Source organism: Capnocytophaga stomatis (genome assembly GCF_002302635.1).
GTDB classification, from domain to species: domain Bacteria; phylum Bacteroidota; class Bacteroidia; order Flavobacteriales; family Flavobacteriaceae; genus Capnocytophaga; species Capnocytophaga stomatis.
The window spans coordinates 1,608,001-1,624,485 of the sequence record NZ_CP022387.1 but is presented as its reverse complement, the minus strand read 5'-3'; the positions used below and the strand labels follow the sequence as shown (position 1 = coordinate 1,624,485).

Annotated in this window: 14 protein-coding genes; 11 read left to right on the top strand and 3 right to left on the bottom strand. The window is 36.6% G+C overall.

Features of this window, described 5'->3' with window-relative positions:
- Positions 1–65 precede the first annotated feature (65 nt).
- From CGC58_RS07245 to CGC58_RS07225, 5 genes are all read left to right on the top strand, one after another.
- Positions 66–1,316 (top strand): hemolysin family protein, encoded by a 1,251-nt coding sequence (locus tag CGC58_RS07245; protein WP_095896116.1) that lies wholly within the window; start codon positions 66–68, stop codon positions 1,314–1,316.
- 235 nt (positions 1,317–1,551) lie between these two features.
- The gene (gene lysS, locus CGC58_RS07240; protein WP_095896115.1) at positions 1,552–3,249 is read left to right on the top strand and encodes a lysine--tRNA ligase; all 1,698 of its coding nucleotides are present in this window, start codon (positions 1,552–1,554) and stop codon (positions 3,247–3,249) included.
- 495 nt (positions 3,250–3,744) lie between these two features.
- Entirely contained in the window at positions 3,745–4,695 is a 951-nt protein-coding gene (locus tag CGC58_RS07235; RefSeq protein ID WP_095896114.1) for a hypothetical protein, read from the top strand.
- A 171-nt stretch (positions 4,696–4,866) separates the two neighbouring features.
- Entirely contained in the window at positions 4,867–6,129 is a 1,263-nt protein-coding gene (locus tag CGC58_RS07230; RefSeq protein WP_157909230.1) for a TlpA disulfide reductase family protein, read from the top strand.
- 230 nt (positions 6,130–6,359) lie between these two features.
- A complete protein-coding gene (locus CGC58_RS07225; protein ID WP_095896112.1) occupies positions 6,360–7,184 on the top strand; it encodes a thymidylate synthase in 825 nt (274 codons plus the stop codon).
- 233 nt (positions 7,185–7,417) lie between these two features.
- Here CGC58_RS07225 and purD read toward each other — a convergent pair whose 3' ends face one another.
- Positions 7,418–8,689, bottom strand: a complete 1,272-nt coding sequence (gene purD, locus CGC58_RS07220; RefSeq protein WP_095896111.1) for a phosphoribosylamine--glycine ligase — start codon at positions 8,687–8,689, stop codon at positions 7,418–7,420.
- 65 nt (positions 8,690–8,754) lie between these two features.
- A complete protein-coding gene (gene nadE, locus CGC58_RS07215; RefSeq protein WP_095896110.1) occupies positions 8,755–9,537 on the bottom strand; it encodes an NAD(+) synthase in 783 nt (260 codons plus the stop codon).
- 196 nt (positions 9,538–9,733) lie between these two features.
- On the opposite strand from nadE, the gene CGC58_RS07210 reads away from it, so the two are divergent.
- The 6 genes from CGC58_RS07210 (at position 9,734) to CGC58_RS07185 (ending at position 15,877) form a co-directional block, all read left to right on the top strand.
- A complete protein-coding gene (locus CGC58_RS07210) occupies positions 9,734–10,660 on the top strand; it encodes an alpha/beta hydrolase (RefSeq protein WP_095896109.1) in 927 nt (308 codons plus the stop codon).
- A 138-nt stretch (positions 10,661–10,798) separates the two neighbouring features.
- A complete protein-coding gene (locus CGC58_RS07205; protein ID WP_227977385.1) occupies positions 10,799–11,455 on the top strand; it encodes a CBS domain-containing protein in 657 nt (218 codons plus the stop codon).
- A 28-nt stretch (positions 11,456–11,483) separates the two neighbouring features.
- Positions 11,484–12,374: an NAD kinase gene (locus CGC58_RS07200; RefSeq protein WP_095896108.1), complete on the top strand. Its 891-nt coding sequence runs from the start codon at positions 11,484–11,486 to the stop codon at positions 12,372–12,374.
- 22 nt (positions 12,375–12,396) lie between these two features.
- The gene (locus tag CGC58_RS07195) at positions 12,397–12,741 is read left to right on the top strand and encodes a DUF6787 family protein (RefSeq protein WP_095896107.1); all 345 of its coding nucleotides are present in this window, start codon (positions 12,397–12,399) and stop codon (positions 12,739–12,741) included.
- Between the two features lie 6 nt (positions 12,742–12,747).
- On the top strand, positions 12,748–14,901 hold the full coding sequence (locus CGC58_RS07190; RefSeq protein ID WP_095896106.1) for a S9 family peptidase: 2,154 nt from the start codon (positions 12,748–12,750) through the stop codon (positions 14,899–14,901).
- A 142-nt stretch (positions 14,902–15,043) separates the two neighbouring features.
- The gene (locus tag CGC58_RS07185; protein ID WP_232748883.1) at positions 15,044–15,877 is read left to right on the top strand and encodes a geranylgeranylglycerol-phosphate geranylgeranyltransferase; all 834 of its coding nucleotides are present in this window, start codon (positions 15,044–15,046) and stop codon (positions 15,875–15,877) included.
- Here the strand turns inward: CGC58_RS07185 and CGC58_RS07180 are convergent.
- Complete coding sequence (locus CGC58_RS07180; RefSeq protein WP_095896104.1) at positions 15,870–16,457, bottom strand: riboflavin synthase; 588 nt, start codon at positions 16,455–16,457, stop codon at positions 15,870–15,872. The genes CGC58_RS07185 and CGC58_RS07180 overlap by 8 nt on opposite strands.
- Between the last annotated feature and the right edge of the window lie 28 nt (positions 16,458–16,485).

The following is a 16,485-nucleotide window of genomic DNA, read 5'->3' as shown; positions in this document are numbered from 1 at the left end:
CAAATAGTGAATTCTTTTCGCTACTTGCTAACCATTTGCATACTAACCAATCCGTTAAACTTACAATGGAAACAACATCTATCATCATCATTATCACTACGTTAGTTCTGTCAGCCTTCTTTTCAGGATTTGAAATTGCGTATGTATCTTCCAATAAAGTACACATCGAAATCCAAAAAAAACAAGGAGGTTTTATGGCTAATATTTTGACAAAAATCACCCGAAAACCTTCAAAACTTATTGCTACGGTACTGGTAGGCAACAACATAGCGTTAGTTATATATGGTTTTGAAATGGGAAAAGTGATGACAGAAATGTTACCTCCATTCTTTCAAAATGTTTTATGGCATACCGTAATTTCCACACTGATAATACTCATTACTGCGGAGTTTATGCCAAAGGTGTTTTTCCAAATTTATGCCAATCAAGTTCTTAAAATTTTGGCTGTTCCTGCGTATTTTTTCTATTGGCTGTTCTCTCCTATTTCCAACTTCATTATTTGGATTTCCGACTTTATCCTGAAAGTTTTCTTTAAAACCGAAGGCGATTCCGTTCCGCTGTCGTTCACAAAAGTAGAGTTGGGAGATTATATTTCCGAACAGATGGAAAATGCCTCAAAGAAAGAACAAGTTGACGCAGAGATACAAATTTTTCAGAATGCATTGGAATTTTCCGGCGTAAAGGCTCGTGAAATTATGATTCCACGAACTGAAATCATCGCAGTGGACATTAACGAAAAACCAGAAGATTTAATTCACTCCTTTGTTTCCTCAGGATTCTCTAAAATATTGGTTTACAACGAAAATATTGATGATATTGTGGGATATGTACATACCTTTGATATGTTCAAAAAACCGAAAGACATCAAAAGCATTTTAATTCCTATTCCATACATTCCTGAAACTATGCTCATTCACGAAGTACTTGATATGCTTACCCGAAAACGCAAAAGTATGGCTGTGGTTTTGGACGAATACGGCGGAACATCAGGGATGCTGACCCTTGAAGATATCGTTGAAGAGCTTTTCGGTGAAATTGAAGATGAGCACGACAAAGATATTTTCTTGGAAGAAAAAATTTCGGACACCGAATACCTCTTTTCGGCACGATTGGAAGTTGATTATATTAATGAAAAATACAACCTCGACCTACCTGAAAGTGAGGATTATGAAACTCTCGGCGGACTTATCGTAGCTTTTAACGAAGGTATCCCGTCCAAAGGAGAAACCGTATCGATGCCTCCTTTCGATTTTTACATAGAAGAAAGCTCCGAAACCAAAATACAAACCGTAAAACTATTTGTAATCAACGGATAATATTCTTCTTTGGCTTTGTACTTTCTTTTAACCCGCTTTTTGCTATATTTTTGTAACTTTTTGCTGTTAATAAGTAACTAATTTCTGGCAGAAAGTAACAAAAAATTACAATTTTGGCTTCAAAACTTTGATAGTTTTTCAATCGTGTGTGTTTAATAACGATTAAATCCGCTTTAAATCAAATCTATTTCCCAAAAAATCCTTACTTTTGCGGTTTAAAAAATAGGTTAATTATATGCAACTATCAGAACAAGAGATAATTCGTAGAGAGAAACTCCATAAATTGAGAGCAATGGGCATCAATCCGTATCCGGCGGAATTATTCCCTGTAAATACCACTTCAAAAGAGGTCGAAAGCCAGTTCGAGGAAGGCAAAAGCGTGATTTTGGCAGGTAGGCTGATGTCTGTTCGCATTCAAGGAAAGGCTTCATTTGCTTCGTTGCAAGATAGTGAAGGGCGTGTACAGCTTTACATCAACCGTGACGAAATTTGCCCCGATGAGGACAAAACTCTTTATAATGAGGTATTTAAAAAATTGCTCGATTTGGGTGATTTCATCGGTGTAGAAGGCGAACTTTTCACTACACAGGTGGGCGAAAAATCCGTACGCGTGAAGAAAATCAAACTACTTAGCAAAGTACTTCGTCCGTTGCCACTTCCTAAAACCGATGCCGACGGAAATGTATTCGATGCCTTCACCGATCCTGAACTTCGCTACCGTATGCGTTACGTGGACTTGGTAGTAAACCCACAAGTGAAGGAAGTTTTCATCAAACGAACCAAACTTTTCAATGCAATGCGTCAGTTTTTTAACGACCGCGGCTATATGGAAGTTGAAACTCCTGTATTGCAATCTATTCCGGGCGGGGCAGCAGCACGTCCGTTCATAACTCACCACAATTCGTTGGATATTCCGCTTTATATGCGAATTGCCAATGAGTTGTACCTCAAAAGACTTATCGTAGGCGGATTTGATGGCGTGTACGAGTTCTCTAAAAACTTCCGAAACGAAGGAATGGACAGAACTCACAACCCTGAATTTACCGCAATGGAAATTTATGTGGCGTACAAGGATTACCATTGGATGATGGAATTTACCGAACAGCTCTTGGAACATTGTGCCATCGCGGTAAATGGCTCAACCAAAGCAACTTTCGGCAAGAACGAAATCGACTTTAAGGCACCTTATCCGCGCGTTACGATGACCGAAGCCATCAAAAAATTCACAGGATTTGACATCACGGGAAAAACCGAAAAAGAATTGTTCGATTTTGCCAAATCCATCGGAATTGAAGTTGATGATACGATGGGCAAAGGCAAGCTGATTGATGAAATTTTCGGCGAAAAATGCGAAGGAAATTTCATTCAGCCGACTTTCATTACCGATTACCCGAAAGAAATGTCGCCACTGACCAAAGAACACCGTTCAAACCCCGAGCTTACCGAGCGTTTCGAGCTAATGGTTTGCGGAAAAGAGATTGCCAACGCCTATTCCGAGCTAAACGACCCTATCGACCAACGTGAACGCTTCGAAGCACAGATGGCACTTTCCGAGCGAGGCGATGACGAGGCTATGTTCATTGACCAAGACTTTTTGCGAGCGTTGGAATTTGGTATGCCGCCCACATCAGGACTCGGTATCGGAATGGACAGACTTATTATGTTCCTAACGGGTAACGAAAGCATACAAGAAGTACTTTTCTTCCCGCAAATGAAGCCGCAGGTGCGAGCCGCACAGGCAGTTGAACTAAACGAAGATGAAAAAATGGTGTTTGAAATTCTGCAAAAAGCCGAAACACTCCCCTTGGAAGACTTAAAAACACAATCGGGATTGTCCAATAAAAAATGGGACAAAGCCATAAAAGGACTAACCGGTAAAAAAGTAGCTTCCGTTGAGAAAGAGGGCGATAATTTATTGGTGAAATTGGCATAATGTAGGGTCGTATTGCATACACACCCATAAAAAATACACAATGTAAGGGCGAAATATATTTCGCCCTTTATTTTTAGCAGTTTTATCTGATATTATGGTAGGTATTAAGAAATTAAAACCACCTCGAAGCTGATAAAAACTATCTTTTAGATAATTATAATCTGCTTTTAGATATTAAAAAGTACCTCGAAGCGGGTTTTTACTATCTTTTTCTTAATTAAAACCACCTCAAAGTCTGTAAAAACTACCTTTTAGATAATTATAACCCGCTTTTAGATATTAAAAAGTACCTCAAAGGGGGTTTTTACTATCTTTTTCTTAATTAAAACTATCTTAAAGTTCCTTTTATATAAACGTTAGTCAGTAACAACATAACTAAGATTATTTATCTTCCTCTTTCTAATAGTAAAAATCAAACACATTTAACATTTAGTTGAATGTATTTAAGAAATTTTCTATTACCTTTGCCGCCATTAATTGTAAAACTATATACATATGAAAAGATTTATTTTATCTTTATTCGCATTGTCTTTAATTGTAAGTTGTGACAAAGACAATACTGACGGAGGGCAACCCATTGAGGAAGCATCTATATTACCTAAAAAGATTGTGGAACGCTCCACTGAGGTAAAACGCGACCAAAATGGTGTAGAAACTCGAATAGAACACGTTGAGGAAGTCAATTATGAAATTGTAGAAAATAAAGTTGTAGGTGGCACATTCAACTCATTTAAAAATAACAAAAAAGAAGATTCCTCAAAATTCACTCATACGTACGAAAACGACTTATTAAAAACTTCGGTTTATGTAAATCTTAAAACCAATAAAGAAGACTCAAAAAATACCTACAAATATGAAAATGGAAAATTGGTGGAAAAAGTAGAAGAATGGTTAACTAATAGCGGTAAAAACAGTAATACTACTACATACAAGTATTCGGGTGATAAGTTAATTGAAAAACAAGTAAAAAACAATTGGGGTTCTGATGAAAGTATCAAGGTAAGCGAATTTGTGTATGTTTCTCCTACCGAAATAAAAGAAATTAAAACAATTCCTTATATAATAAATGATCAGAAAATGACAAGAACTGAAACTACAACCTATACACTTGACGCCGAGGGACGAGTTATAAGGTCTGTGGAAGAAGAAGAGGATCGTAAAATAACTAAGGAGTTTCAGTATGATGATAAAAAGAATTATAAACACCATCCAATTGCTCTTGCTACAGAACCAGATCATTTTCTTGATGAAGAAGTGATGAAAAACAATCTAATTTCTTTAAAAATGACCTTCGAATACAAACAAGGTTCTCAATATAACAGAACAGAGACTTCAACTTACAGCTATCAGTACAACGATAAGGGCTATCCTACAAGAATAGAAGAGGTTTATAAGAGTAGTCCTAATGCAAAACCCCAAACAATAATAACAGAAATCACTTATTAATACAACTTTGATAAAAACCACTTCGTTATGAGGTGGTTTTTTGTATCTCTTAGCTCCAAATATGTAGCTTATAAGGGCTTTTTGAGCGTCAATCCATACTATTTATTGCTTATGTCATACTTTTTGCCTATATTTGTAACCAAAATCAACCTTAAATATAAATCAATCAAAATGAAAAGAATCTTATGTGTAGTATCACTTCTGGTGCTGTATTTTAATGTCTCTTTTGCCCAACAAAAACCAATGCTAAAACTCAAAGGAGAAGTTATCGGGGCAGAAACAAAATCTATTTTATTAGCAAAACCTACACAGTCCTTGCTTGAAGGACCCGTTATAGAAATTCCTGTAAAAAACGGAAAGTTTTACTATGAATCGCACTTAGAATTTCCGGAAGCAGTGGAACTTTCTTTTAGTGAAATTCGTGAGAAAGGAAGTGGAAGTTTTATGGAATTGTTTTTGGAAAATGAAGAGATACAAGTAACGCTTTATAACGAAGAAGAGTTTAACAAAAACATAGTAAAAGGAGGCAAATGGAATGCTGAGTATAAAAAATATACGGACAATTTGAATCGTAAGTTTGCTCATCTTTTCCAACCGATTACAGATAGTTTGGAGATTTTGTATGAAAATGATTTGGATGATAGCCAAGAGGCGAAGGAACTATACAAACAGTTAGATGAGAAGACAGGCGTTGAGAAAAAACTTATTTATGAAAAACTTGAAGCTCTAAGAGAGGCTGACAAACATCTCAGCCCTGAGGCTAAAAAGCTCAATGATAGGTTAAAACCTCTGATTGAGCAAGCCAAAGCCTACCGTCAGAACTACATTGAGGAAAATCCGAACTTAGTTGCCTACTCATTTCTTTTGAAAGATTTGATGTATAAAAGGGAGGAGATGGATATTACTTACAGCAAAAGAGTTGCTGAGAAACTTGCAAAAGCCAATCCGAAACATCCATACAATAAATTGGTTGCCGAATTGGTTTCCTCTCTTGAAAATATTCAAGTAGGGCAGAAATTCGTAGATTTTACAGCTCCTGACCTAGACGGAAAGCAAGTGCAACTATCAAAAGTTATCGAAGGGAAAATCACATTATTAGATTTTTGGGCTACGTGGTGTGGTTCTTGCATTGCTAGTACCCGTATGATGATTCCTATTTATGAGGCATACAAAGATAAAGGCTTCACAATGGTGGGAATCGCCGGTGAATTTAAAAATACAGACAGGCTAACTCAATTTTTAGAGAAAGAAAAATGGGATTGGTTGCAATTGGTTGAATTAGACAGGCAAAATAAAATTTGGCAGAAATATGGAATTCAAAATAGAGGGGGAGGGGTTTTCCTTATTGATGAGAAAGGCATTATCATTGCAATTGACCCTACCGCCGAAGAAGTTAAAAAGGAATTAGAAAAACGATTAGGTAAAAGTAATTAGCCAAAATCATTCTATTATGCAAACTAATTTTGATATTTACTATAATGAGGATTGATGCTTTGACTTCGCTCAGCAAGACAAATAGCGTGTTACTCCAAGCAAAGGCAAAGACTTTTATTTTAGTAATTTTAAATTCAAAATAACATTAATATATTGATAAAACCACTTCGTTATGAGGTGGTTTTTTGTATCTTTGCGGTAATAATTTTTCTTTTTTCAAAACTAATAAAATGCAACAGTATCACAATTTATTACGACATATTTTAGAAAACGGACATAAGAAAGAAGACCGCACAGGAACAGGCACCATTAGTGTATTCGGATATCAAATGCGGTTCGATTTAAGTCAAGGATTTCCGGTTGTTACTACCAAAAAGTTACATTTAAAGTCCATCATTCACGAGCTTTTGTGGTTTTTGAAAGGTGATACTAACATTAAGTATCTCACTGATAACGGCGTTCGTATTTGGAACGAGTGGGCGAATGAAAATGGCGATTTAGGACCTATTTACGGGCATCAATGGCGAAATTGGAACAGCGAAGGCATCGACCAGATTAAGGAAGTTATTGAAACGTTACAGAAAAATCCGGATAGCCGCCGGATGTTAGTTTCAGCTTGGAATCCTTCGGTGTTGCCCGATACTTCAAAGTCCTTTTCTGAAAATGTTGCCAACGGAAAGGCAGCTTTGCCTCCTTGTCACGCCTTTTTTCAGTTCTATGTGGCTGACGGAAAGCTCTCGTGTCAGCTTTACCAACGCAGTGCCGATGTATTTTTGGGCGTGCCTTTCAATATTGCCTCCTATGCCCTACTAACAATGATGCTTGCTCAGGTTTGCGGGCTACAAGCGGGAGATTTTGTGCATACATTCGGTGATGTTCACATCTATAACAATCATCTTGAGCAGGTGAATTTACAACTAAGCCGCGAGCCACGTCCTCTTCCCTTAATGAAACTAAACCCAGAGGTGACCGACCTATTTTCTTTCAAATACGAAGACTTTACTTTGGAAGGTTACGACCCTTATCCTGCCATTAAAGGAGAAGTTTCTATCTAAAAGCGAATTAATTTCAGCCAAAAGCAGATTATTTGAATTCTTAAAACATATATTAATCGTAAGAATTTTTCTGCAACACAATAAAAGAAAAAATGTATCGAGAAGCAATAACAATCTTTCCCGATACATTTTTTTATTCTATTTCTGTGAATCGCTAAAAGTACCAATTAGCAACTATTATAGCGTAAACTTTTGGAAATAAACACCTTTTTCCGTGTTTTACATTCATTTTTCTATAAATCAAACCCGATATCTTTTCGGAAATACATCTTATCGAAGTGAATTTTTCCGATATTCTCGTATGATTTCTGCAAGGCTTGCTTAAAATCCTCCCCGAAAGAAGTAACGGCAAGCACTCGTCCGCCTGAAGTTTGCAACTCGCCATCTTTTAAGGTTGTTCCTGCGTGAAAAACGATGCTTCCTGACACATTTTCTATTCCGGAAATTCGTTTTCCTTTCTCGTAATCTTCCGGATAACCTCCCGAAACCATCATCACGGTGGTTGCACTTTGTGGCGTGATGGCAAGAGAAACCGAATCCAAGGTTTGTGTTTTCAATGTTTTAAAAATAGGGACTAAATCGCTTTCAATGCGAGGCAGAACTACCTCCGTTTCAGGGTCACCCATACGCACGTTATATTCAATCACGTAAGGTTCGCCTTTAACTTTAATAAGCCCGATGAAAACAAATCCTTTGTAATCAATATTATCCTTTTGAAGCCCTAAAATGGTTGGTTTTACGATACGAGTTTCTATTTTTTCCATAAAATCCGCATCAGCGAAAGGCACCGGGGACACTGCTCCCATTCCGCCCGTGTTTAAGCCTTGGTCATTCTCACCGATACGTTTATAATCTTTGGCTGTAGGTAGTAATTTGTAATTTTTGCCATCGGTAAGCACAAAACAACTTAGTTCTATTCCGTCTAAGAACTCCTCAATAACAACCTTTTGGCTTGCATTCCCGAACTTCTCGTTGAGTAACATATTTTTAAGTTCGGTTTTAGCTTCGTTCAAATCATTAATAATCAAAACTCCCTTGCCCGCCGCCAATCCGTCGGCTTTTAAAACATAAGGAGGTTGCATTGATTCCAAAAATTTGCATCCTTGTTCTACGGTTTCTTTGGTAAAACTCTCGTACTTAGCCGTTGGGATATTGTGGCGTTGCATAAATTGTTTGGCGAATTCCTTACTTCCTTCCAATTTAGCTCCTTCGCGTGATGGCCCCACCACTTGAACGTGTTGCAATTGTGTATCTGCCTTGAAAAAATCGTAAACTCCTTGTACCAGAGGGTCTTCAGGGCCTACTACAACCATTTCGATATGCTTATCCAACACTATTTGTTTCACTGCTTGAAAATCAGTGGGATTTATGTTTATATTGGTTGCTACCTGATGCGTTCCGCCATTTCCTGGAGCTACATATAGGTTTTCACATTGGTTACTTTGGCTGATTTTCAAAGCAAAAGCGTGTTCACGTCCGCCCGAACCTAAAATTAATATGTTCATAATATTCTTTTATTAAGAGATTAATGGTTGAAAAAATATACAAATTTGAAATAATTAAAAAGAAACTAATTTTTATCCTCTATTTTACAAATCGGAATAGGATTCATTTTGTGTTGATTGATTTTATTCAAGCGTTTATAAATTTGAAACACTTCCTTTTCACGCCCCGAGAAGTCATCGGCTTGTTTTCCCTTCTCATCTTGCAACATAGCCCATTCCAGTTCGTCATACGAGGCTTTTAGCTGGTCTTCATCGCTTCGGTCATCACCAAAAAGCCCGTCCGAAGGTTTTGCGTTCAGGATAGATTCAGGAATTTTCAAATGTTTTCCTAAAAGATATACTTCGCTTTTCATTAAATCGGCAATTGGGCTGACATCTACGCCTCCATCGCCATATTTAGTAAAAAATCCGACCCCGAAATCTTCTATCTTATTACCTGTTCCCACTACGATATATCCTTCTAAACCAGCGAAATAATAAAGAGTTGTCATTCGCAATCTTGCTCGGGTGTTTGCCAAAGCCATTTCATACGTGGGCTTATCTGTTTCCGGAATTTGACTCACAAATTGGTCAAAAACGGGAGTTAAATCTACCTCAAGGCTGGAAACATTGGTGTAGTTTTTCTTTAAAAAATCGATATGTTCCTTAGCTCTCGACACGTGGCTTTCTGCTTGATGTATGGGAAGCTCAAGACAAAGCGTGGGCAAGCCCGTTTTGGCACAAAGTGTGGAAACTACCGCCGAATCCACTCCTCCTGAAATCCCGATAACGAGTCCTTTCACTCGGGAGCTTTCAACATAGTTCTGTAACCATTGTACAATGTGTTTTGATACTTTTTCTGCGTTCATTATTATCTATTAAGGTAAAATTTCCCTTTCGGAAAGGTCAAAAGTACGAAATCTTTTTGGTATCACAAGCCTATAACAGAAACATCAAAGCAATAAATTCTGTTTTTATCATTGAATTTTATCTCATTTGTAAATTTTATTTTCCTTATTTCAAAAATAAAGTATATTTTTGTTAGCAAATTATATCTTTTAGATTATGAAAAGAACCTTTTTACTATTTATTTTATTTTCGATGCAGGTTTTTGCACAACAGACTTCTTTTATTTCAGAAAATGTTGAGATTAATTCACTTTTAAGCGGAACTTTATACACCCCCAACACATCTCAGCCAACAGATTTGGTTATTTTAATTGCCGGTTCGGGACCTACTGACCGCGACGGAAATCAACCACTTATGAAAAACAACTCACTTAAGTTCTTGGCTCAGGAATTGGCTAAAAATGAAATTTCTGTTTTCAGTTATGACAAGCGTATTTTCGGGCTAATGAAGCAAAATAACCTCAAGGAAGAGGAACTGTCTTTCAATGACTTTATTGAAGATGCCGTTTTGGTTGCTGAATTTTTCCTGAAGGGGAAAAAATACAAATCCGTGACCATTGCCGGGCATTCCGAAGGCTCGCTTGTTGGAATGGTGGCTTCGCAAAAAGCAAATGTTGATAAATTCGTTTCCATCGCCGGAGCCGGAAACTCAATCGATAAAGTTATTGAACATCAAATGGAAACAAACGCTCCATTGCTGCTCAAGCAAAGTAAAGAAATTCTTTCCGAACTCAAAAAAGGAAATGTTGTAGAGGTGCAAAACCCTATGTTACAAGCTGTTTTCAGAAAAAGCGTTCAGCCATATATGATTTCGTGGCTGAAGTACGACCCAAAAACTGAGCTTCAAAAGCTTAAAATGCCCGTACTCATAGTAAACGGAACTTCTGACTTGCAAGTACCTGTTTCCGAGGCAGAAATACTAAAAGAAGCATCGCCTAATGCTAAATTCTGCATCATTGAAGAAATGAATCACGTGCTGAAAACGGTAACCAACAGCGTTGAAAATATGCAATCTTACGCAAATCCTGATTTACCTATTAATGCAAAATTAGTGCAAGAAATCGCAGACTTCGTAAAGGAATAATTAAAAAGGTCGGATTCCGTTCTTCTTAAATTGAATTGCTTTGTAAAATATGCTATCTTTGTGCCAAAGAGTTGCAAAAAAGCGATAGAACTCGCATTAATTTAATTATCAACAAATTGTAAATCAATATTATCCGATATGTCAATTCATAATTCCTTAAAAACCAATCTGCCTGTTATCACGCCAGAGAATTCTGTTTGTGAAGCCGTGGAATTGCTAAAATCTCAACATTTGTCGCATTTACCCATATTTAATATGGGAAATATGATTGGGATGCTTCCTCGTGAGGTTGTGCTTTCTGCTTCAGACAACAACAAACTTACTGATTTTCTGTACGATATGGATATATTTTTCGCCAAGAAAGATGCTCGTTGGGAAGAAGTAATGGAGATTTTTGTAAAATACGATAGCAATATCGTTCCGGTTTTGGATGAAGAAAATCAATATTTAGGTTATTATCAATTAGTTGACTTTATTCACTTATTTTCAGAAACTCCTTTTTTGAGAGAAATTGGCAGTTTTATCGTTTTGGAAAAAAATCAGGAAGAATATTCTTTCAGCGAAATTTCGCAAATTGTAGAATCAAACCAAGCTAAAATTTTGGGAATATTTATTTCCGATGCTTCCAACGGGAAAGTGCATATAACGCTGAAAATCATTGCCAATTCACTTACGGAAATTCTGCAAACGTTTCGCCGTTACAAGTATGCCATATTGGTTGAAAAAGAAGATGATTTTTACTTGCAAGAATTGAAAGAAAAATCGGATTATTTTGATAAATATTTGAACATATAACTAAAAACTACTGACGCACAGCACCAAAATGAAAATAGCAATTTACGCACAGCAGTATTCTGAAAATTACAAAAAAGTATTTGAAGATTTGTTCGCTCACATTGAGCCTTCAGACGTTGTTTATGTGGAACAAAAACTTTTTGAAGATTTAAAACGAGAAGCAATTCTGAGCAACGAATGCAAGTCATTTACCTGTTTTTCAGACCTTGACGCTTCTTTTGATGTAATGCTGACTATTGGTGGCGACGGAACTATTTTGCGAGCGATTACCTTCGTTCGAAATCTGAACATTCCCATTTTAGGAATCAATGTTGGGCGACTCGGATTTTTAGCAACAGCTCAAAAAGATGAAATTGAGAATGTATTTTCCGCTTTGCGTACAAAAAACTATAAAATCACAGAACGTTCTGTTATTGAAGCTATTGTGAGTAGCGACGGAAAGCCCGTAAGTGAGATTAACTTTGCTCTAAACGAAATCACCGTAACCCGAAAGAATACAGCCTCGATGATTACCATCAATACGGAACTCAATGGGGAATTTCTGACCTCGTATTGGGCAGATGGTTTGATTATATCAACTCCCACTGGTTCAACAGGTTACTCATTAAGCTGCGGAGGACCCGTAATCATCCCGAATGCAAAAAATTTTGTGATTACCCCCATCGCTCCGCACAATCTGAATGCACGTCCGCTGGTCATTCCTGACGATACGGAAATTAAGCTAACTATTTCAGGACGAGAAAAAAAGTATTTGATTTCGTTTGACTCTCGGATTGAAACGCTCCTCAACAAAGTTTCTGTAACAATTCGTAAGGCTGATTTTTCCATAAAAATGATTCGATTGGAAGGAGAAAGTTTCATCAACACACTCAGAAATAAGCTTTTATGGGGAGAAGATAGCCGAAATAAAAATAATTAACCATATATTTATCGTATAAAATATGCTTGAAAAACTAAAAAAACGCTGGAATGTTACCTCAAACACACAAGTTTGGCTCATTTTGATTACTTTTACAATTACAGGTTCGCTCTCTGCCAAAGTTTCACGTCCTTTTTGTGATTACATTGGCTTGGATTTTAATGAGTTAAACCCTGTTTTGGCTTGGATTTTGCGATTAATCATCATACTGCCCATATATCAAATTATTCTATTAATTGTGGGAACACTTTTAGGACAATTCCGATTTTTTTGGGAATTTGAAAAGAAAATGCTTGGAATCAGAAAACGAAAAGTTGAAACCGTGTCCGCAACAGAAAACGAAAAAATGTCAAATCAAAAACATTAATATCCAATGAAAAAATATCTATCACTTTTATTAGCACTGACTTCCCTCATCGTTCTGGGACAAGAAAAGAAAATTTCTATTCAAGATGCCGTTTATGGTTACATAACCGACAGCAATTCACCAAAAGGATACGCTCTTCTTTACCCCGAAGACTACAATTCCTTGCAGTGGATTGACGGGACAAACAACTACATTTATGATGATGGCTCATCATTTGAAATTATTTCGGCTACCGGACAAAAAATAAAATCCATTTCCGGCGAAGATATGGCGAGTGTATATTCAAAATTAAGACGTCTCCCATCAATCACATACATTGACCAGAAAGAATTGATTTTTGAGTTAGACAATGCTTTCCAAGTTTATGATTATCTGAATAACAATCATTTATCATCTATCACTTTTGCTTCCGGAGCAGAAAATAAAGATTTCAACAAACATCAAAAAGCCGTTGCCTACACAATTGGAAATAATCTTTTTGTGGCAGTTTCAGGCAATGAAAAAATAGAAGTCACAAACAATTCTGACAAAAATATTGTGTCAGGGCAAGCTATCCACCGCAGCGAATTCGGCATTAAAAAGGGAACTTTTTGGTCTCCTAAAGGAAATTTGTTAGCTTTTTATCAAAAAAATGAAAGCAATGTTACGGATTATCCGTTGGTAGACATCAACACTGTTCCTGCAAGTTCAAAACTCATAAAATATCCGATGGCCGGACAAAAAAGCGAGCAGGCGGCTATCGGTATTTTTGATGTTAAAACACAAAAAACCATATATTTAGATATTGACACTACTGATGAGCATTATCTTACAAATCTTTCGTGGTCGCCTGATGAAAAATACATTTTGGTAGCAGAAATCAATCGTGATCAAAACCACTATTGGTTAAACAGATATGATGCTTCCACAGGAAAAAAAGTGAACACACTTTTTGAAGAAAAAAACAGCAAATGGGTTGAGCCTGAATATCCTGCAACCTTCTTGCCTAATAAAAATGATGAATTTCTGTGGATGAGCGAGCGAAATGGGTTTATGAACATCTATCATTATAACCTCAACGGAAAATTAATCAAACAAATAACTGATTTTAAATGGGTTGTACAAGATATTTTAGGATTTGATTCAAAAGGAAAGTTCGTTTTTATCTCAGGAACGGGCAAAGACCCACGTGAGAAACACACTTACAAAATAGAATTAAAAAATCCGAAGAAAATTACAGCTTTAACCAAAATTGCAGGAACGCACAAAACGCAATTGAGTGCTGATGCCAAATTTTTAATAGACGCATACAGCAGTGTTTCCGTTCCTCAAAACATCAATGTTGTAAACACAGAATCGGGAGTGGTGCGAAATATCCTGACTGCAAAAAATCCGCTTGAAAATATCGCTGTGGGAACCACCGAACTTTTGGAAATCAAGGCTAATGACGGAACTCCGCTATATGGAAAAATACACAAACCTAAGAATTTTAATTCTGCAAAAAAATATCCGGTTTTAGTGTACGTTTACGGAGGACCTCACGCTCAAATGGTAACTAATTCTTGGCTTGCCGATTCTTACCTTTGGATACCTGTTTTTGCTCAGAATGAGGATTATATCGTTTTCACACTTGATAACCGAGGAAGTTCCAATCGTGGATTTGCTTTTGAAAGTGCCATTCATCGTCAGTTAGGAGAAATGGAAATAAAAGACCAACTCAGCGGTGTTGAATATCTAAAATCTCTTCCTTATGTTGATAGCTCACGAATTGCCGTTCACGGATGGAGTTTTGGTGGATTTATGGCTTCGAGTTTGATGCTACGTCATCCAAAAGTATTCACTACTTCGGTTGCAGGAGGTGCGGTTACAGATTGGAAATTTTATGAAATAATGTACGGAGAACGCTATATGGACACACCCGAACAAAATCCTGAGGGATACGAAAACAGCCGTGTAGGTAAATATCTCAACAATTTGGAAGGTAAATTACTTTTCATTCACGGAAGCGTTGATGATGTGGTAGTTCCGCAACACGTGCTTTCCATTATGCAAGAATCTATCACGAAGAAAAAATTGGTGGATTTGTCCATCTATCCGATGCACGCACACGGTGTACGAGGTGCTGACCACGCCAATTTAGTACAACGAATTTTAGATTATGTAAAAACAAACAATAAGTAAAAATCACAAAGAGAGAAAAGTAGGAAACTTTCTGTTTTTCTCTCTTCGTTTTAAAAATAAAATCGTGATTCGAAAAAGAACAAAACGTACTTTATTGAAAATCTTCGGGTTATTTTCATCAGTTCGAGGGTACAACATTTTAATGGTTTGTATCGCTCAATATTTGGCTTCGATTTTCATTCTTTCAAAAAGCACTTCTATCCGCAAAGTGTTACTTGACGACAACCTTTTTATGTTGGTTTTAGCCGGAGCTTTGGCAATTGCGGGCGGATATATCATCAACGGATTCTACGATAAAGAAAAAGACCTTATCAACAAGCCACTTAAATCAATGATTGACCGCTTGGTAGGGCAAAACACCAAACTAACACTTTACTTTCTGCTCAACTTTTTATCTGTAATTGTAGCAAGTTATGTTTCTTTCCGAACTGTAATATTTTTTTCGGGTTACATTTTTGGTATGTGGCTTTACTCGCACCGAATAAAAAAAATTCCCTTTTGGGGGAATTTCACCTCAGCAATTCTGGCAATTGTTCCTTTCTTTGCGGTATTCATTTATTACAAAAATTTTGACGGAGTCATCTTCATTCACGCTCTTTTACTATTCCTTTTGATACTTATCAAAGAATTTATTAAAGATTTGGAGAACTTAAAGGGCGATTTGGCACATAATTACCATACAATTCCGGTAAAATATGGCGAAAAACGAGCTAAAATAGTGATAACTCTCGCTACAATCTGTTGTTTTATTCCTATTTATGTACTAATTATTCATTTTAATGTCGGATATATGGCATATTATCTGATTTTTTCTCAAATTACGCTACTTTTATCCCTTGTTATTTTATGGAGCGGCAACTTTCAAAATCGTTATATTTTGATTCATAACATTCTGAAATTTGTACTTATTGCGGGGATATTTAGTGTGCTTCTGATTGATTTAAGCTGGATTTCAAAAATAAAAATAGTTATCTGACAGACATTAACTTAGCTACATACTTCCCTATAACATCAAACTCCAAATTCACGACACTTCCTACTTTGATATTTTTAAAATTCGTATGTTCCATCGTGTAAGGAATAATCACCACACTAAACTGATTTTTAGAGGAATCCACAACCGTCAAGCTAACTCCGTTTACCGTAATTGAGCCTTTTTCAATAGTTACATTGCCGCTGTTAGCATCGTATGAAAATGTAAATCGTGTGCTTCCGTTTTCGTCTTCAATTTTTGTACAAACGCCTGTTTGGTCAACGTGCCCTTGTACAATATGTCCGTCCAAGCGTGTACTTATCAACATTCCTCGTTCTAAATTCACAATTTCATCCATTTGTAAACTTCCAATATTGGTTTTTGCGAGTGTTTCAGCAATGGCAGTTACTTTGTATGTATCTCCTTGAATATCAACAACAGTCAAACAAACCCCATTATGAGCTACACTTTGGTCTATTTTCAATTCTGAAGTAAATCTACTTTTCACCCACAGATGCAAGTTTGATTTATCTTTTTCAATCTTCGTAATTTTGCCTAAATCTTCAATAATTCCTGTAAACATTTCTTATAGAATTAAATTCATAAAAAAA